At 62.4% G+C, this 19,166-nt stretch carries 8 protein-coding genes and 1 tRNA gene; 2 read left to right on the top strand and 7 right to left on the bottom strand.

The window, feature by feature from the left end; translation table 11 throughout:
- Window positions 1-161 precede the first annotated feature (161 nt).
- Complete coding sequence (locus tag ABJF10_RS07425) at window positions 162-9,293, bottom strand: autotransporter-associated beta strand repeat-containing protein (RefSeq protein ID WP_348543903.1); 9,132 nt, start codon at window positions 9,291-9,293, stop codon at window positions 162-164.
- A 203-nt stretch (window positions 9,294-9,496) separates the two neighbouring features.
- Here ABJF10_RS07425 and ABJF10_RS07430 point away from each other — a divergent pair, with 203 nt between their 5' ends.
- Window positions 9,497-10,576 carry a helix-turn-helix transcriptional regulator gene (locus ABJF10_RS07430; RefSeq protein WP_348543904.1) on the top strand — a complete coding sequence of 360 codons (1,080 nt, stop codon included), beginning with the start codon at window positions 9,497-9,499 and terminating at the stop codon, window positions 10,574-10,576.
- 87 nt (window positions 10,577-10,663) lie between these two features.
- Complete coding sequence (locus ABJF10_RS07435) at window positions 10,664-11,722, top strand: LuxR C-terminal-related transcriptional regulator (RefSeq protein ID WP_348543905.1); 1,059 nt, start codon at window positions 10,664-10,666, stop codon at window positions 11,720-11,722.
- Between the two features lie 585 nt (window positions 11,723-12,307).
- Here the strand turns inward: ABJF10_RS07435 and ABJF10_RS07440 are convergent.
- The 6 genes from ABJF10_RS07440 to ABJF10_RS07465 form a co-directional block, all read right to left on the bottom strand.
- Window positions 12,308-12,390, bottom strand: a tRNA-Tyr gene (locus ABJF10_RS07440).
- 56 nt (window positions 12,391-12,446) lie between these two features.
- Window positions 12,447-13,091, bottom strand: a complete 645-nt coding sequence (locus ABJF10_RS07445; protein ID WP_348543906.1) for a peptidylprolyl isomerase — start codon at window positions 13,089-13,091, stop codon at window positions 12,447-12,449.
- Window positions 13,088-14,026 (bottom strand): glycine cleavage T C-terminal barrel domain-containing protein, encoded by a 939-nt coding sequence (locus ABJF10_RS07450; RefSeq protein ID WP_348543907.1) that lies wholly within the window; start codon window positions 14,024-14,026, stop codon window positions 13,088-13,090. The genes ABJF10_RS07445 and ABJF10_RS07450 overlap by 4 nt, the downstream gene beginning before the upstream one ends.
- Before the next feature lie 2 nt (window positions 14,027-14,028).
- Window positions 14,029-15,459 (bottom strand): NAD(P)-dependent oxidoreductase, encoded by a 1,431-nt coding sequence (locus ABJF10_RS07455; protein ID WP_348543908.1) that lies wholly within the window; start codon window positions 15,457-15,459, stop codon window positions 14,029-14,031.
- A 139-nt stretch (window positions 15,460-15,598) separates the two neighbouring features.
- Window positions 15,599-16,702 (bottom strand): peptidylprolyl isomerase, encoded by a 1,104-nt coding sequence (locus ABJF10_RS07460; RefSeq protein ID WP_348543909.1) that lies wholly within the window; start codon window positions 16,700-16,702, stop codon window positions 15,599-15,601.
- Window positions 16,703-17,244: 542 nt separating this feature from the next.
- Window positions 17,245-19,077, bottom strand: coding sequence for a DUF6600 domain-containing protein (locus ABJF10_RS07465; RefSeq protein WP_348543910.1), 1,833 nt, complete (start codon window positions 19,075-19,077; stop codon window positions 17,245-17,247).
- Window positions 19,078-19,166 lie beyond the last annotated feature (89 nt).

Consider the following 19,166-nt stretch of genomic DNA (forward strand, 5'->3'; position numbering starts at 1 on the left):
CAGCAAGGCGAGGCTACGCGATTTATCGGTTCGCGCTCGCATCTTCGCGTTTGCGGGCGATTAGGCTGATCGCGACGTGTATTTGCAAGCGCAGGAACTTATTCGTTCCGACAAGGAAACACCTCGATGATGCAGAGCAAAGGGGCAAGGCGTGACCTTGGTCAGAATGCGACACGGAAGCCGCCGGTGACGCTGGTGGACTGGTAGTTCTTCCGCCCCAGTTCGCCGTCGTAGTAGAAGTAAGTCGACATGCGCTCATTGAACTGGATGGCGAAGCCGGCGCCGAGCAAGACGCTGTCGCGGCCAAGCTGCGGTCCGGCGACGGTGAACGAATTGCCTGCGCCATTGGCGAAATTGGAGCCGAGTTCGTAAGCGGAATCGCCGTACTCGTGCTGCCAGGCAGCGCGAATCTCCGGCTTAATGAGGATGCCCCCGACTTTCCAGTCGTAGCTGGCCTTGAGACCGAAGGCGCTGCGCAAGGACTCACCCTTGCCGCCGTGGACGTTCAGCGGAGCGAGCGAGCCGTGCTCGGTGAAATCGTTGGTCCCGAGGTAGGTGTAATTGAAGGAAGCGGTGGGGCCGAAGGTCAGGCCGCCTTTCTTAATGTCGTAGCCCATGCCGAAGAGAGCGTTGAGCTCGCCGCCATCGGTGTCGCCGCGGGCCTCGCCTTGCAGGGCGCTCCGGCGGGTATCGTAGCTGTTGTAGCCGCCGAAGACGGCCATGTCGGCGTAGAAGCCCTTGGCAATGCTGGGCCTAGCGGGAACCAATTCTTTGGAGTCTTTCGACATCGTCGGGGCCGCCGCCTGCTCGTTCTGGAAGAACGTGGCGTAGAGGCCGATCTTGCCGCCGTTGACATAGACCCGGCCGCGATCGACGAGATCGGCGGTGGTGCCGGTGTAACCCGCCGCGAGACCGATGGCGAAGTTAGGCGTGACCTTGTAGTCGATGCCGAGGGTGAAGCCGCCGCTGGTCAGGTCGTAGCCGCGGGCGTTGTCGGTGTTGCCCACGCTCACCCATTCGCCGGTGCCGGAGAGGAACGCACCCCAGCGATCTTCGGCAGGGACCACTGCCTTGGTCTCTTTGACCTCTTTGCCGCCGCCGCGAATTTCAGCACCGTTGGGACCGGCGACGCCGGTGCGAAAGGAACCGCTGTAGCTCGGACCGGTGCCGTTGACGGCTAGACCGGCGGCGTTGAATCCACCGGAGCCGCTGCGGATGTCATCGGTGCGGCGCTGAATGTTGCCCGATTGCACGTTGGCCAGGGAGACGCCGATGGTGAACACCGATGTGAGTTCCTCAGGCGCGATCTTATCGAGATCTTTCGGGATCTCGCTCAGTTTGCGGTAATCGAGATAGTCGAAGAGCGAGTTCGCCCGGCGGTCGTTCGCTGCGCTATCCAGCGCACGGGCCACTGACTTCTGGTTCACGGTGAGACCATCGAGGCTGGCGAACAGCCCCTGCACCGCTTCGAGCGCCACGCTGTTCGCACGATAAATGACCGTCGGCTGGAGGATCGTGTCGCTGGTGAAGTCGCTGATCACATTGTCGAATTCGCCACGGACGCCGCCGGCAGCAGTAAGGAAGGTGACCGGTTTGTGGCGCTTGAGCTTGAAGTGATTCAGCCGGAGGAGTTGGAGCGTGCCGTCGAGATCGGCGACTCCGCCCACCGAAAGCAGGTCGTGCTGGCTGATCTCGCGCCCGCCGATATCGATCCTCAACAGGCCGGTGGGCGCCTGCGTATAGTTTCCGCTCACATGGACCGCGCCAGGGGAATGGCCGGGGCTCAAGGTGGCGGCGTTGAAAAGATTGCCGAAGACGGAGAAGTTGCCGCCCATCAAACCCTGCAACAACTGGAGGTTGCCGAAGAGCGAGCCGTTGAGGAACAGCGAACCGGTACCCAGCTTGGTCAAACCACCCGGCGCGCTGATGGCGGCATTGATCGTCGCCACGACATTGGGATCGGTGAGGATGGTGACCGGGCCCACGCCATTGAGCAGGAAGCCATGCCCGTTGATCACATAACCGTTGGTCACGAACTCGAGACCGGTGAAGTCCACATTCGATCCGACATCCACCGTGCCCGGGCGGCCGCTGAAAAATCCGATTCCACCGCCCCAAGTGCCGAAGACATTGCCGGTCTCGTCGGTCCAATTCGTGGTGGTGTTGTCCCACACGCCGCTGCCGCCGTTGACCACGCCGTTCGGGGCGAGGTGAGAGCCATTGAAATAGGCGATAGGCAGGGGACCGCCACCGGCGACGTCGAGGTTGACCTGCTGGGCGATACTCGTATCGACCGTGTAGAGATAGCCGAGGGGTGCGGTGCCGATGTTCAGCGTGGAACCCAGCAGGGTGCCGGTGTAGTCGAGGATGCGGTAGGTGCCGATGCCGAAGCCGGGCAGGCCCGTGATGTTGAGCGCGGCCCCGCCCAAGGTGAGATTGCCGGTGACTTCGGTGAGATCGTGGGCGCTGCTCGGCGCCGCCAGTTCGTAGTTGAACTGGGAACCGCTGCTGGCGGTGAGCGCGCCCGTGGTCAGCGTCCCCACGCCATTATTGCCCGGCGACAGGATGCCGCCGCCGGAGAGGGTGACCGATCCGCCGACCGTGCCCGTGCCGGCAAGCGTGGCGGTGCTGTTAACGGTAACTTGACTGGCTGCGGCCAGCGAACCATTGACGGCCAGGGTGCCGCCGTTGACGGTTGTGGCGCCGGTGTAGGTATTGCTACCCGTGAGATTGAGAAGGGCGGTGCCCACCTTGGTAAACGAGCCGCCGGTCCCACCGCTGAAGCCGTTATCCTGAATGACGCCGGAAAATAGTTTGTCCACATTGGTGCTGCCGACCGTGAGATTGCGCGCACCGAGAAAAGCGAGACCGCTGCCCTCGAGGGATCCGATGGCGACGCCGGAGGCGTTGTGCCCGCTGATGTCCAACTGGCCGTTGCCGAAAAGCTGCACGGCCGCCGTGCCGCCCGTGGAGTCGTCGAAGAACTCGACCTCGCCGCCTGGGCCACCGCCGCTCCCGCCATTGGCGACGAGCGTCGCGTCGGCCGCCGTGGAAGTGCCCAGGAAGGCGGTCCGCCCGCCGCGCGCGCTCGCGACGACGGCGCCTTGATTGATGAAAGTCGCCGTGCCGGCGGTCGCGGTGTTGTCCAGAAAAGTAACGCCGCCCTGTCCTCCCGCGAGCGTGCCACCGTCGTTCGTGATCGTCGCGGTGCCCGCTTGGGAGCTGTTCGCGAAAACCGTCGTGCCGCCGCCGACTCCGATCAAGGTACCGGCGGAATTGGAGATCGACGCACTGCCCGCGGTCGCGGTGTCGAAGAATTGGGTCAGGCCGCCACCGCCGTTGAGGAAGTTGAAAAGGGTACCGCCGCTATTGGTGATGTGACTGGTCGCAGCCGTCGCATTGTCGTGAAAGAAGGTCGCCCCAGCGTCCGAATCGAGCACGGACACCGGGTTGTTCGTGATGGTCGCGCTGCCGGCCGTGGCGGTGTCTTGAAAGACCGTGGTTCCGGCGCCCGTGCGGTTGAGCGACGTGCCGGCGACGGTGCCGGTATTGTTCGTGATCACGCTGTTTTCCGCGGACGTTCCCAGGTGGAAGACTGTGGTGCCGCCGCCCGCACTCGCGGCTGTGCCGCCGTTGTTAGTGAGGTGCGCGGCGCTGGCGTGCGAAGTATCGAAAAAATCCGTCCTTCCCCCGCCGACTCCGCTGGCCGTTCCACCGTTGTTGTTGAAAGTGCCGTGATCCGCGCTGGCGTTGTCGTGGAAGGATGTGCTGCCCGCCGTGTTCGGACCGGCCGCACCGGAGGTATTCGTGAAGGTCGCAGTGCCGGCCTTGGAGTTGTTGTTCAAGATGATCCGGCCGCCCGTGCCATTGACGGTGGAGTTACCGATCGCGGTGTAATCGGTGTTACTGTCGCCCGCGACGGCGCCGAGATTGAAAATGACCTGGCCGTTTCCCGCCGCCGAGGAGTCGGCGACAAAATGCTGCGCAATACCCGAGTTATTGGTGATGCCGACGCCATCGACAGTCAACGAAGTATTGGGCGCGGCGGTGATAGTGTAAGCGCCCGAGCCGGCGAGGAATTGAATCTCGGTTGCGGTGATATTCGCGCCCAGGGTGACCGTGCCCGACGCGCCCGTGAAGTGCGCCACGCTGCCATTGGCCCACGCGCCGCTGCTGTTCCCGTTGACATCCGTCCAATTCGTCGTCGTCGTATTCCAGGTGCCGGTGCCGCCGTTGACCGTGCCATTGGGCGTGGTGTGCGCCCCATTCCAATAGGTGAAGGTCGCGCCGACAGCGCTCACGTCGAGATTCACCTGGTTGGCGATGCTCGTATCGATGACGTAATTGAAGCCTCCCGGCAGCGTGCCGAGATCGAGGATGTTATTGGTGAGGGCGCCGGTGTAGGTGAAGAGACGATAGACGCCCACACCGAAGCCTACCTCGTTCGTGACGTTGAGGGTGCCATCGAGCGTGAAGGCGCCATTCACGATGGTGAGATCGTTCGTCGCGCCACCCACCACATTGGGCGTGCCCAATTCATAATTCTCGATCGAGCCGGCGTTCAGAGTCAGCGGGCCCACGGTGATCGTGCCGGGACTGTCGCCCGGGGCGAGGATGCCGCCCGAGTTGACGGTGACGGCGCCCGTAATGATTCCGATGCCGCCCAGAGTACCACCGTTGTTCACCGCGACCGAGGTCGCACCCAACGACCCATCCACCCGAAGAAGGCCGCCATTGATCGTGGTCGCCCCGGTGTACGTGCTCGTCCCCGTCAGGATTGTGGTGCCAGGCCCGCCCTGCGCGAAGGTCAGTTTTGCCGCAGAGCCGTCGATGAAGTTGCCCGAAAGAGTATTCGTGTTGGAGGAATTGACCGTCACGGATCCGGTCCCGAAAGAGTCGGGGCCACGCACATTATTGGACAGCGTGTTCGCGACCGGCCCGCCGATGTTGGCAATAGTGAGCGTGGCGCCGCCATCGAGAAAGACGCTTCCCGAACCCATCGAGCCCGCCTGACCGGCGGTCCCGATCTGCAGGGCGCCCGAAAAAATGGACGTGATCCCGCTGTAGGTATTGCCAGGATTGGTGAAGATGACAGGCCCTCCGAAATTGGTTCCGACGGTGACGCTCACGTTTCCCGCAGCGCCATCGGTCACGGTGCCCGAAACCGTGAGCGAAGCGACGCCAAAGCCCGACCCGAAATTGGCGAAGCCCGTTCCGCCGATGCCATTCGTCACGTTGTTAGAGAAGGTGTTTCCGGGGACGCGGGTGATGCCCAAAGTGCCGCCGTTATCGACGACCACATCCGCGGAGCCCACAGAACCCGCAGTCCCGCCATTGCCCACCTGCAAGGTGCTGCCCGCACCCGTGATCCGGGTGCCGCCCGAATAACTGTTCGTATTAGCGAGAATCAAGGCGGCGCCGGCGACTGTAGTGGCGCCGTTCAGGCCCACGACGAGCTGGCCCCCGCCAGTGATGGTTCCCGTATCCAGGATCGTTCCTCCGCCCCCGCCATTGATGGCTTCGACGGTGCCGTCGTTGGTCACGTTATTGCTGAAAGTACCAGTGAAACCGGTGATTTGATTCAGATCGAGAAAGGCTCCGGCGCTGACCGTGACATTGCTGGCAAAACCGAAGGAACCGCCGCTACCATGGAAGAGCTGAAGATGGCCGGCCTGGACGGCCGTCGCACCGTTATAAGTATTGGTGCCGCTGAGGATCAATACGCCGGTGCCGCTCTTGGTGAGGCCACCGCTGCCGGTGATCGGGGCAGCGATCGTCGCGGTCAAGCCGGGGTCGACCGTTACCGTCGCCGGACCTGTGGGAATGAGGGTGAAGGCATGGCCGGCATCTTGATTGATCGTGTAACCGTCGGTGGAGAATTGCAGGCCGGTAAAGCTGATATTGGCCCCGAGAGTCGCCGTGCCCGCGCTGCCCGCGAAGATGCCCATCGTGCCGGCCCACGGCCCGCTCGTCACGCCAGTGCCCTCGGTCCAGTTCGTGGTCGTGTTGTCCCACGTGCCAGTCCCGCCATTGACCGCGCCGTTGGGCGTGGTGTGGGAGCCATTCCAATAGGATAGCGCGGCAAGCGCGACCACATCCAGGTTGATCTGGTTGGCTGTGCCAGTATCCACCGTGTAGGTGAATCCCGCCGGCAAAGTGCCCAGGCTCAGCCCATCGTCGGTCAGCGTCCCCGTAAAATTGAACAGGCGGTAAACGCCGGCGCCGAAGCCGCCGAGACCGGCCACGTTGAGTGTGCCGTCAAGCGTGAGGTTGCCATTCACGATCGTGAGATCGTTGACCCCGCCGCCGACCACATTCGGCGTGGCCAACTCGTAATTTTCGATCGAGCCGCTATTCAGAGTCAGCGTTCCCACCGTGATCGTGCCGGGGCTGTTGCCCGGTGCGAGGGTGCCACCGTTGGCGATCGTGACCGGCCCCGCGATCGCGCCCGAACCGCCGAGGCGGCCTCCATTATTGACTGTGACCGCGGTGTTGCCCAGCGTGCCGTTGACGACAAACAAGCCGTCGTTGATCGTGGTGGTGCCGGTGTAAGTGTGCGTGCCGAGAATGGTGACGGTGCCCGCGCCATCCTTGACCACCGTGCCCGTGCCCGAGGTGGGCGCAGAGTAGTTTACGGAGTCCGTGAGGTTGAAATGGATGAGGCCGCTGTTCGCCACCGAGGCGGAACTGAAGGTGCCGGCGGTTGCGCCGTTGCCGATGTTCAAAGTGCTGGTGGCGTTGATAGACGTCGCGCCGGTCACCGACACCGCCCCGGAGCTGGCCACGGTGAGGGTCCCTACACCGGTCGTGCCGCTATTCCCCACATAGATGTCGCCTGTGTTCGTCCAGCTCGAACCCGCACCGGTCACGACAATGGTTCCGGTCGCATTGTTGGTGCTGGCGAGGCCGCTGGCGGTGCCGGCGGTGCCGCCAGATACGCTGGTCACGGTTCCACCTTGGGAAATCGTCAGGGTGCCGCCAGTGAAGAAATAGTCCGCGACCCGCAGGAAGCTGTTCGCCGCCAGGGAAGATCCTGTGCCGGTGACATTGACGATGCCATTTCCGCCGGTGTTGTCCGCATTCTTGTCATAGCCAAGATAAAGCTGATTGCTGGAGACATGAGCGCCGTTCTGGATATTCACGGTGACGGTTCCATTGCTGCCCATAAACGCATTGCCCGTCATGTTCCATTGCGTGCCCACACCGTCGACGGTGACGAGAGAATTGGCGCCTTCATTTTGCCCCAGGCCCGTGCTCGTACCCGAGACTACCGCCTGATTTTGAATGGTAATGGAACCGGTGCCGTCGCTAGACAAGCTTCCACCGTTCACGTGGGTGCCGATGCCGTCGATCAAGATGGTGCCGTTGAAACCGCCCGTGCCGGCCGTTAGGTTGCCGGTGACTGTGGCCCCGGCGAGAATGCTCAATGAGCCGTTCTTTTCCACGAAGACGAAGTTATTCGTCGGGGTGGGGCTAATGATCCACGTCGTGCCACTGCCAGTCACCGTCATTTGTCCGGTGCCCGTCGGGTTGGCCGCCGACCCGCCAATGACAGCGTCCCCGTTCAAAGTGGCGCCTCCGGAGACGGTCACGGTGCCGTGACCACCAATGGTCCCGACTTGCAGGTCACTGGCGTTCCAAATGGTGCCCACGCCGGTCGCGGTCACCGTGCCGACGGCACCGGTGTCTTCGCCCACGTAGGTATGCCCCGTGTTGACGATGCCTCCGGAATCAATCATGAGCGAGCCCGTGCCATCCTGCCCGATGCGCAAAATACCCGAGTTCACCGCGGTGGTTTTGACAGTGAAGGTGCCGCCGCTGCTCACCGTCAGGCTCGCCGTGCCGGCGCCCGTCGCGTCCACATTGAAGAATCCGTCCTGAGTGTAGGTGAAACTGCCGCCGTTGGAGACCGTAAAGGTGGCCGCACCTGCGCCGCCAAACTGGGTCGTGGGAGTTCCGACCAGCGGGGTCAGCGTCCAATTCGAGCCGGTGCCCGACACATTCACCACAAGGCTGGAGCCGGCGGTCGTCGTGAGGATAGTGGCGCCCGTGGTCAGCGTGCCGCCATTGGTCACATCCAGCTTGTTGGTGCCGACCGAGCCCAGGAAAAGTGACTTATTAATAGCAGCCCCGGAATCGTTGGGCAGGGAAAGCTGAGACCCCACGCCGTCCACCTTGATCGTGGTATCGGTGTAAGCACTCAGATTTTGGGCTGAGAGTTTGCCACCATTCAGAACATTGATCGCGGCGGTGCCACCGGGCTGGCTCGATCGCCCGGTGAGGAATCCATTGGTTGCGCCGATGGTCCATGTCGAGCCCGTCCCGGTGATGGTCACCGTTCCCACGCTGCCCGGAGTCTGCCCCACCACGCCGTTGAGGCTGGTAAGTGTGGCGCCAGCTTGGATGTTCAGGTTCGCAGTGGTGGTATTTCCCACGGTGACTTTGGCCGTGAAGCCAGTGAGCGTCAAAGCGGTGCCCGTATCCGTGAGCGTAACTGTGCCCGTACCGTCGTCGCCGATGAGCAGCGCCGTGGCGTTGCCCTTGGCCCCGGCGGACATGGTCAGCGTTCCAGTGCCGGCAGAACCCACGTCGAGGCCGGCGGTGGCGTTCAGCTTGGCATTCGTGCCGGTGACGGTGACATCACCGGTGCCGCCCAGCGTGGTCCCCCCGATGTTGACGCTCGAAAGGTTCAGCGTGGTCAGATTCGCGGTAGTGCCATCCACATTCAGATGTCCCGCACCAGTACCGTTGCCGACGTCGAAAGCCCCTTGAGCGGTAACCGTGGCGCCATCGAAAAGATTCAATGTGCCCGTGCCGCTGCGACCGACCTCAAGCTGAAACTGGGAAAGGATTGCCGAACCGACGCCCGTCACCGTCACCGTGCCGACGGAACCCGCCATGTTGCCGATAGTGAAGACGGGAGCACTCAAAATAGCTCCACCCGCGGAGACATTGAGTGTGCCCGTGCCGCTCTCACCGACAGTAATGAAAAAGCCCGTGGCAGCGTTGATCGTCAACTGCCCAGCCCCGGAGATGTTCAGGGTGCCGCTTTCGCCCGTCGCATTGCCCAGGATCAGGGTATTGGCCGCCGCGCCGGTGGCGGCAATCTGAGCCGTCCCCCCATTGTTGATCTGCGCCTTGATATTGGTGTCCGGTGCCCCGCTCGGCGTCCAGTTGCCGGGGGTAAACCAGTTGCTGGTCCCGGCATTGTTCCACAGCGATTGAGCCTGCGCCGGTGCGCCGCACAACAGTAGGATGGAACCATTGAGAATGAAGAGTAATCGGCATTTCATTTGTAAAACACTCTGTTTTGATTCTGGATCGAATCACCACGAGATCTCGCAGGGTCGCTGGCACGGCGGGGATTTCCGCTCATCGGAGAATTGCTCGTCCAGTCACTGGGCATAAAGTGCGGATTCTGCCGGAATTAGCCTTGTTTGCCTATATGCCGTTCGGCATATAGCTATGCACAGGGCGTTTGCCCTAACAATCCTTGGTGAAGAATCGCTTGTCCGATGCCGAATATCAGGAGGTCCTCGACTGCATCGAGGGCGTCCACCGGTGCCGCAAACTGGATGAGTTTCCGCAGCACGTGCTCACTGAGTTACGGAAGATAATCGACTGCAATGTGGCGGGTTACAATGAGGTCGATCTCCCGCGGAATCGCATCATCGTGGTCTTCGAGCCGCCCCGCCCGGAAATAAGCCCCGCGGCTCTCGAGCCGTTTGCCAGGCTCATGCATGAGCATCCGGTCATCACCTATTTTGACAGGACGGGCGACGGCCAGGCACTCAAGATTTCCGACTTTCTGACGGCACGGGAATACCATCAACGGGCGATTTATCGCGACTTCTACAAACATATCGGCGCTGAGGATCAAATCTCCTTTGCCGTCCAGATCTCGCCAGGTTTCATGATTGGGATTGCGTTCAATCGCGGCGAGCGCAGCTTTTCGGAGAAGGATCGCTTGCGCCTGAACCTCATGCGCCCGCACATCGTGCAGGCTTATCTTTATGCGGCGGAACTTACCGGCCACACGCAACGTCAGGTCGATCTGCACGCGGTCTTGCGGGAGAGCGGCCTCGGGGTCATCGCCACCGATCGGGACGGACTCGTCGCCCACTCTACGCCTGGCGCCCTCGAATGCCTCGCCCAGTACCTGCCCAATTCCAAGACCGATCCACCGCGCCTGCCCCGCCGACTGACGGAATGGCTGGCCGCCGACACGTCGACCGACGCTCACGCGCCCTTCGTCCTCATGCACGATCTCGCCAAGCTCATCGTGCGGCGTGTCCGGAGCGAAGAGCGCTGGCTACTCCTGCTCAGCGAGGAAAACGGGCTGGCCATCGCGCAGCGGCTCGAGCGCTTCGGTCTGACGCCGCGAGAGGGCGAAGTCTTACGCTGGCTGGCGGAGGGGAAAGCGAATTCCGAAATCTCCACGAGCCTGGGATTGACCGCAGGCACCGTAAAACTGCACGTCGAGCGCATCCTGGCGAAACTGGGCGTGGAGAATCGCACGGCAGCGGCGCTGATCGTCCACGGCGTGACCTCGCAGGCCGGGCATCAGGCCGGCTGATAACTCGGAGAATTTGCGAGTGAACTTGCCACAGCACACCTCTATCTGCTTGCATCCCGGCGAGGGCCATCAACCTCTCGAACGCCGTTGAAAAATCTCCTTTCTGACGCGGATTACGAACAAATCTTGGATTGCATTCAGGCGATCCACCGCTGTCGACAGCTCGAGGATTTTCCGCGCCACGTCCTGGCGGAGTTACGCAAGCTGGTGAGTTGCTATCTCGCCGGTTATAATGAGGTCGACCTCCAGCGCCAACGATTCGTCGTCGTCTTTGACCCGCCGCGCGAGGATATCGAGAGTGGCTTGTACGCAAACTTCGCCGGCTTGATGCACGAGCATCCGGTTATCACCTATTTCGATAAGACCGGCGATGGACAAGCACTGAAGATTTCCGATTTTCTGAGCACTCAGGAATATCACCAGCGGGCGCTCTATCGCGACTGCTATCAGCACGTAGCGGTGGAAGATCAACTCTCCTTCGCGGTGCGGATTTCGCCCGGCTTCATGATCGGGATCGCCTTCAATCGCCAGGAACGCAACTTTACGGAAAATGACCGTCTACGCCTCAACCTGGTACGGCCCCATATCGTGCAGGCCTATCTGCGCACTGCGGAAATTGCCGGCCAAGAGAGCCGGCAGATCGATCTCCACGCTGTGTTGCGCGAAAGTGGCGTAGGCGTGATCGCTACCGATCATGATGGGGAGGTAATCCACTCCACACCCGGCGCTTTCGAATGCCTCGCCCGCTACGTCCCGATTCCGAAGACGAATACGCCCAGCCTGCCGCATCGCGTGCTTGAGTGGCTTTCCGCAGGGACAGCCGAAGCCAGCGAAGAGCCCCTGGTCGTGGCCAACGGCCCGGACCGGCTTTACCTGCGGCGGGCGGCGAGTGAAGATCGTTGTCTGCTCCTGCTCAGCGAGGAAAACGGCGCGGCCATCGCCCGGCGGTTGGAGTGTTTCGGCCTCACCCCGCGCGAAAAAGAAGTGCTCCGCTGGCTCGCCGAGGGCAAATCGAATTCCGAGATATCCATCATCCTCGGATTGACCGCCGGCACCACCAAGCTCCACGTCGAGCGCATCCTGGCGAAACTGGGCGTGGAGAATCGCACGGCGGCGGCGCTGATCGTCCACGGGGTGACCTCGTAGGTCGGGCAATACGCCGGGATGATAGCTCGGAGATTTTGGGAGCGAAACTCGCCACAGCGCATCGCTCCGCGCCTTCAACGACCGTCCGCGACAGAAGGATGCCTTCGATATCCGAACTCTCGATTTAAGACCTCAGCGATGGCCAGGAAATTTCCCTCGCGCATGACAACGCATGACAAAATTGTTTCGCACTGGTGCGCTTTCGCGCGGACTGCACCAAAATTGGATCAATCCAGGCCATGGATGCCGCTCAAGGTCAGGCCCATCTCCTGATTGCTGACCCAGTTGGATTCGCCGCGCAACGCTGCCCTGACGCTCATCGACCCTCCCCAAAGGTTGCGTCACGAAGTAGCCCAGGTGCGCGCCAGATGAGGGGTGCGATGGCGGGCGAACCGAAGAGAAACGGCAATTTCCAGAGGCTCGCAGCTCTTTGACTTGTTTCAGGCCAGCGGATCTCCACGGACCAAGTGTCAAAAAGTGTCAAAAGTATCCGTCCGAATGCCGGAGTATGCGTTTCTACGTGGAGGAATGAAGTTCCTGAACGAAAGCCTCGAAAGCCTGAGTTTATCAGGGTTTAAGAGAGAATGGGCAGGAGTGGATTCGAACCACTGAAGGCGTAAGCCAGCGGATTTACAGTCCGCCCCGTTTGGCCACTTCGGTACCTACCCGTGTGAAAGGGGAGCGCTTTATACGTGCGACTTCCGGAGGCCGCAAGCGCCTCTTTCTAGAAAATTTGATACCAGCGCTTTTTCGCCGGTGCAGGAGGCGGGCCCGGCACAGGCTGCGCCGGAAGTTTCTCGCGCGGCATGACTTTGATCGACTTGATCTCCACGCGCTGGACAGGGTTGTCGTTGGTGTCGACCGGCAGTTCGCTGATCGCGTTGAGCGTGTCCAGGCCCCAGATGACGTTGCCGAAGACGGTGTACTGGCCGTCGTAGGAGGGCATGGGCGCGAGGCAGATGAGGAACTGGCTGCCGTTCGAAAGGCGGCCGGGGTTGATCTTGTCGGGCAACCGGCCTGCGGCGATCGCGCCCTTGGTGTGCTTGTGATGGATCTCCGGCGGGAGCGTGTAGCCGGGGCCGCCGGTGCCGACCTTGGCGCGATCCTTCCCCTTGCTCAGCGGGTCGCCCGTCTGCACGAGCGTGTCCGGGAAGACGCGGTGAAAGGCCTGGCCGTTGTAGAATTTTTTGCGGGCGAGCTTCTTGAAATTCTCGACGGTCTGCGGGGCGTCGCCCTCGTAGAACTCGATGGCCACCTGCTTGGGCGTCTTGTCCTTGCCGACTTTGAGGGTGAGGAGGGCGACATCGTCCGCACGAACGGCGGAAAGCGCGGTCGCGGCGACGCAGGCAGTGAGGAGAAGTTTTTTCATGAAGCGAAGGGCAAGGCCCGGGCAGTGACGACGACCGTGGGGCCGTTCGCTCCATCCGGGCGGGCAAGCAGTGCGCCCGTGGGCGAACCGCGCTTGAGATAGCCGAGCGCGATCGGTTTTTCCAAGGCAAAACTGTCGGTCGCGCTGGTGAGCACCCCGATGGAAGCGGTGTCTTCGGCCTTGGCAAAGAGCCGGAGACCGGCGGCAAGGGGAGCGTCGCCCTCGGCGATGAAGCCGGTGAGCTGGCGGTTCACGTGCCCTACGCTGCGCAACCGGGAGATCACTTCCTGGCCGATGTAGCAGCCTTTGTGGTAGTCGATATGCGTCTGGTCCAGGCCAGCTTCGGGCGGGAGCGTGTTCTCATCGAGCTCGTGGCCCCAGCGGGGAATACCGGCTTCAATGCGGAGCGTCTCGGCCAAGGCGGCGTCCACGACGACGCGGCCGGCGACCAGTTGCTCGCGCACGGCGATCAATTCCTGACGAGGCAGGCGCAGATCCCAGCCGTCGCGACCCAGGCGACGGGCGGCCGCGATTTGTCCCAGGCTGGAAAAGGGCGGCGGCTCGGCGCTGATGTAGTGCAGGAGCGCCTGGGTCTCGGTGGCGTCCTCGATGGCCACGTCATCCGCCACGATGTAGCGCTCCAGGCGGGCCAGCAACGCCTCGCGCACGCTGCCCTCGGCATCGACGAAGAGCGCCTCCTCCTGCGCGGTGATGAACACATCCGCGCAGAGCTTGCCCTTGGCGGTGGTCACGCAGGCCAGTTGCGTGTGGCCGGGGCGGAGCTTGCGCACATCGCTGGTCACCTGCCCATTCAAGTAACGGACGCGGTCCGGACCGGTGAGGACCAGTTGCGTGCGATCGGAAAGGTCCGCGACTCCGCCGCGTGCCTGGCATTCACGGTAGAGGGCAGCCGCGGCAGCGTTCGGACCAGCCACGGCTATCCTTGCGAACGCCCGACGAACCAGCGGCGCACGAAGTTGACGGGCTTGGCGTCGGCTTTCTGCTCGGCCAGGTCCGGCGTCGCCGCGTCGGCGGGTTTCGGCGGTTCGCTGCTTTCGGCGGCGGACGGTTCCACGACCATCGCGACCGCGGGCTTTTCCTCCGGCGCCCCCTGGCTCGACTGGAAATCCGTGGTTTCGACGGCCGGAGATGGACGGCGATTCTCGTAGACGACGCCCCCCGTCTCCCCGCGCTGGTGAGTGACATGAGCGAGCACCGCCTCGATGATCCGCGACGCTTCCTCCGTGGGGACCGCTTCGCGCATGGAGGCCCCGTTCGACACCGGCGCCTGCTCGGAGAGCATGGTCGGCGGCTGGAGGGTCGGGACGATCGGCGGCGGCGGAATGACCGCGGCGGGCTCCGGCGCGGCGTCGCCGCTCTCGGTTTCCGGCTCGTAACCGGTGGGCGCCTCGGGCTCCGGTTCGACGGCGTCCGCACTTTCTTCCGCCGGCGTGGCTTCCAGCGCGGCGTGCCCCGCGAGCGCGTGCTGGATCGCCGCCGGCAGTTCCTCGAAGACCTCGGTCGGCGTGTAGTTCTTGAAGAGCACCGAAAAATCCAGGTCGCCCCAACCTTGGTTGAGCGCGCCGTACATCACCCCCGCCGTGACGGTGGTAGCGGGGATCTCGATGTCGAGGGCATTGGCCATGTGGATGCCGAGCTGCACGTCCTTGAACATGTGCTTGAGAGAAAAGTGCGGCTCGTAGTCCCCGCTCAACATCTTGGGCAGCTTGAGGTCGATGACGCCCGAGCGGCAGGCGTTCTGCTCAATGGCGGCGGCGAGCAACTCCGGCTCCAGGCCCGCCTTCTGGACGATGGAAAGCGCCTCGGCGAGGACCTGCGCCGTAACCGCCGAAATCATATTGGTCACCACCTTGATGGTGGCGGCATGGCCGATCTCGCCCATGCGGATGATGCTCTTGCTCGTGAGCTCGAGAATCGGGCGCACGCGCTGGAACGCCGGCTCCGACCCGCCCACATAGTAAACGAGCTGGCGCTTTTCCGCGGCGATCTTGCTCCCGGTGAAGGGCGCATCGAGGAATTGCGCGCCGCGGGCTTCCACGAGCTGCGCGGCCTCGAGCACGGCTTCCGGGCCGACCGTGGCGTTGCAGACGATGATGTGCTTGGGCGTGAGCACCTCGCTCATCGCCTCGACGACATCGAAGAGCGCCTGTGCATCCGCGACAAAGATCTGGATGATCTCGGAGGACTCGGCGATCTCCGCGGGCGAGCCGAGGAAATTCGGCGCCGGCCTGGCGCTGCGATTCCAGACGTAAACCTGGTAGCCGGCGGTACGCAGCCCCGCGGCGACGCGGGACCCGATGATGCCGAGACCGATGACCCCTACATTTTTCCGAGCTTTGCGTGACATGAAGGTTGCTCAATGAACGCCGCAAGCGGCGCATTCGGGTTAAAAGTCTGGGCCAAGAAACTGCCGCGCATCAATGCCTAATTCGGCAAACCGTCCACCAACCGCAACTGCGCTGGTTGCGGGAAACATCCGCACGCCCTTATTTCGCGGGCGCGGGCGCGGGTTCCGGAGCCGGAGCGGCTCCCGGCGCGGGCGCGGGCGGGGCGGGAGGCTCGGGCAGGTTGATTTTGACATCCGCCTTGGCGCGAACGTCCTGCACCACCTTCTCGATCTCCGCCTGCTTCTTCTGGTTCTTGAGATAGGCGAGGAGTTGCGGCCTGGCTTTCTCCAGCGTCACCGTCTCGGCGTCCTTGCGGTCGGTCACTTTGATCACGTGGAAACCAAATTCGCTGCGCACCGGGTCGCTGATTTCGTCCTTCTTCATGGCGAAGGCGGCCTTGGAAAATTCCGGCACCATCGCTTCCTTGGTGAAGAAATCGAGGTCCCCGCTGTTCTGCTTGGCGCTGGGATCCTCGGAGAGTTCCTTGGCGAGCTTGCCGAAGTCCTCGCCCTTCTTCACCCGGTCGGCGATGGCCTGGGCGGCCTTCTGCTTCTCGACCACCTGCTCGGGCTTCGCCGTCGCGTCCACCTTCACCAGGATGTGGCTGGCGCGCACCTGCTCGGGCGATTTGAATTGCTCGGGGTTCTTCTTGTAAAAGTCTTCCGCGTCGGCGTCGGTCACGTTCACCTTGTCCTTGATCTGCTCGTTGATCCAGTTCTCCTCAGCGATCCGGTCGTGCAGGCCTTTTTTCACCTTGTCGATGGTTTCGCCGGCGGCTTCCACTTGCTTCTTGAGCTCCTCTTCGGAGCCGAAATTGCCCTTGATCCGCTCCCATTGCGCCTTCACTTCGTCGTCCGTGACCGCGGTTTTTTCGGCGCGCTTGGCCAGCAGTTTGTCGATGATGATTTCATCGAGCACCATGTGGTAGCCCTGGAGGCGCTGTTCGGGGGGGATGGCGTCCGGCGACATCTTCCGGGCGGAGAGCAGGTTGTTGAAGGCCTTGATCAGCTCCTCTTTCTTGACGTCGGAACCTTCGACAACGGCGACGGTATCGGGCAGGACGAGAGGCTTGGCGGCCGGGGCTTCAGTGGGCGCAGGAGGAGCCGGCGGAGCCGCCGCTTTCTTCTTGTCCGCAGCCAAAAGGGAAGCGGGGGCCGCGAGACATAGGGAAAGGGCGATCAGGAGGGAGCCTTGGAATTTCATGAAAGTCGGGCAAGCTGGCATGGGTGGCCTTGGTTGGCGAGTGGTTATTTCGGAGGCTTTACTGGGCTTGATCCGCCTTGATTGGGCTTGAGCGGACGCAATGTGGCTCCCTAGTTTGTCGACGGGAGTCGAAGGGACGACCCCATGGGTGCGATTCGCTGCGATGGGTGCGATTGGGTGCGATTCGGTAGGATCTAGAAAGGAGCTGCCCTGTATGACCGTCCCGAGCAACGCTCGTTCACTGGCAAAAGCGAGCGGAGAAAAAAAGAGGCACGATTAGACACGATCAGGCACGACTGGAGGCGATTTACTCTGGCGAAGGTGATCGCCCCGCGCGGGCCGGAATCAGTCAGGCAATCTACTGGTTGGATTTTCATGGCTTTCGTTTTGCTGGATTCGTCATCGGGCCACACCCCACATCTTCTCCCTCCCCACCAGGCGCCCAGCCCGCCTCCCCTTTCCCGAGTCTCGCACGCAGCATTGCATGACACCCAGAGAAAGTCAAAGGCGCGGCCGGGATGCCGACGCGATCCAGCAGCGGCTCAGTTCTTTTCCTTATCTTTGTCGCTGCCGCTGTCTTTGCTACCGCCTTTGCTGTCGCCTTTGCTGTCCTTGGACTTCTGGTTGCTACCCTGTTTCGGGGCATTGTTCTGCTGGGCAGGCTGCTTCTCGAACTGTTGCGATTGTCCCTTGGGCTCGGATTGCCCCTTGTCCTTGGGCGGGTTCTGTCCCTTTTCCTGGGGCTGGAACTGGCCTTTGCCCTGCGGCGGGAACTGCCCCTTTTCTGGCTGCTGGAACTGGCCTTTACCCTGCGGAGGAAACTGGCCCTTGCCCTGCGGCGGAGTCTGGTCCTTTTCCTGGGGAACGAACGTCTGCGGCTTGCTTTCGGGTTGGGTCGGGCGCTTTTGCTGCTCGATGATCTGGCGACGACGGGCGTCCTCCGCGCGGACTCGGGCGGCTTCCTGCTGGGCGGCATTTTCCTTCTGCTGCTCGGCCATTTGGGCCTGCCGCTGCGCGTTGGCGCGATCTTTCTCCGATGGTTCGACGGCGACGGGGCCACGGGGCCGCGGAGTGGATTTTTCCGCGGGAGCATTATCCGGCTGCTTCGTATCGGTCGTCGGATTGAACGGTTTCAAGTTCGAGTTGCCCTTTGGTGCGGCGTCCGTGGTTGCAGGCTGATTCTTCGAGCGGCCCTTGTCCTTGGCGACGGCCTCCGGGGTGCCCGAAGTGGTCGAGGGGGTGGCCTTGGGATCATTCGCCGGCGGGTTGTTCGGCTGCACGACAACACTGTCCGGCCGCTGGCCTTTGCCCGGCTTGCCGCTCTTCTCGCCAGTCACGACCTTGGCATTCGGGTCCGCTTTCTCCGGCACGTCTTTCAAGTCGGCGACGGCCACGGCGCGCGCGGGAGCGGTCGCCGGGGTGAGCCCCTTGGATTGCCGCGAGATTTCCTGGCGCAATTCCTTTTTCACTTCGGGATCCTTCACACCATTCCAGCCGTGGGACACCTTATCGCCGGCCACCTCCCGCTTGAATTGCCCCTTGAAAGCGGACCGGTCTTTCGGCGCCGCCATGAGCGGCGCGGTGACGATGAGCTGATTGCCCACGGTCTGCGAGCGCAGGCCATTGCCGCCGCCCTGGCCGCGGTGATCGCGCCAATGCTCGGAATCGAAGCTGTTATTCTGCACCAGCTTCAAGGCCGGAATGCGGCGCTCGGAGAAACGATTGATCCTCTCGTAATTAGGACCGCCATTATAGATGACGCGTCCACCACCGTAGCCGCGGTTGTAAGTGATGTTGGTGATATTCACTGTGCCGCGGAGGATGGTGATATTCTCCCCGCGATCGATAATGACCCCGCGCAAGACCGGCGCACCGAAATCGCGTGACCGGCAAAAGCTGTAGTAACCGGGACCGATATCGTAGGTCTGATCGGCCCAGATGCTGATACCCACCTCGGGCTCCCAGCGCGCCTCGGGCGGCAACGGCGCCCAGCCGACATAGTCATCGCTCGACCGCCAGGAAACCCAGGCGGGCGCCCATTCGTATTCCGGCACCCAGCACCAGCCCTCATCTTCCAGGCGCAGCCAGCGTCCATAATGATAGACGATGCCGCCGAAATCCTCGTAGCTCACCCAGGTCCAGCCGGCATCGGTGTAAGCCCAATAACCATCGGAGTAGGGAGTCCAGTCCTTATCGACATTCGTCGGCCGCCAGCAGGGGCCGTAATCACCGATCTTGATCCAGTCGCCATAAGGCGCGAGCGAATCGTAGAAAAAGTCGAAGGAGATCGCCTCGCGAGCGCGGGCCGGCGACGGCGCCACGACGCCCCCGAAGACCAAAGCCGCCAGAACAACAAAAAGCCGGAGTGTTTTCATATTAGGATGTGGGAGTAGACAGGATCGCGCCGCGATTCATTCACACGAATCGGGGAATCTTTGTCTTAATCGGCGCTGGATAGCAATGC

The organism is Chthoniobacter sp. (assembly GCF_040003245.1).
Lineage (GTDB): Bacteria > Verrucomicrobiota > Verrucomicrobiia > Chthoniobacterales > Chthoniobacteraceae > Chthoniobacter.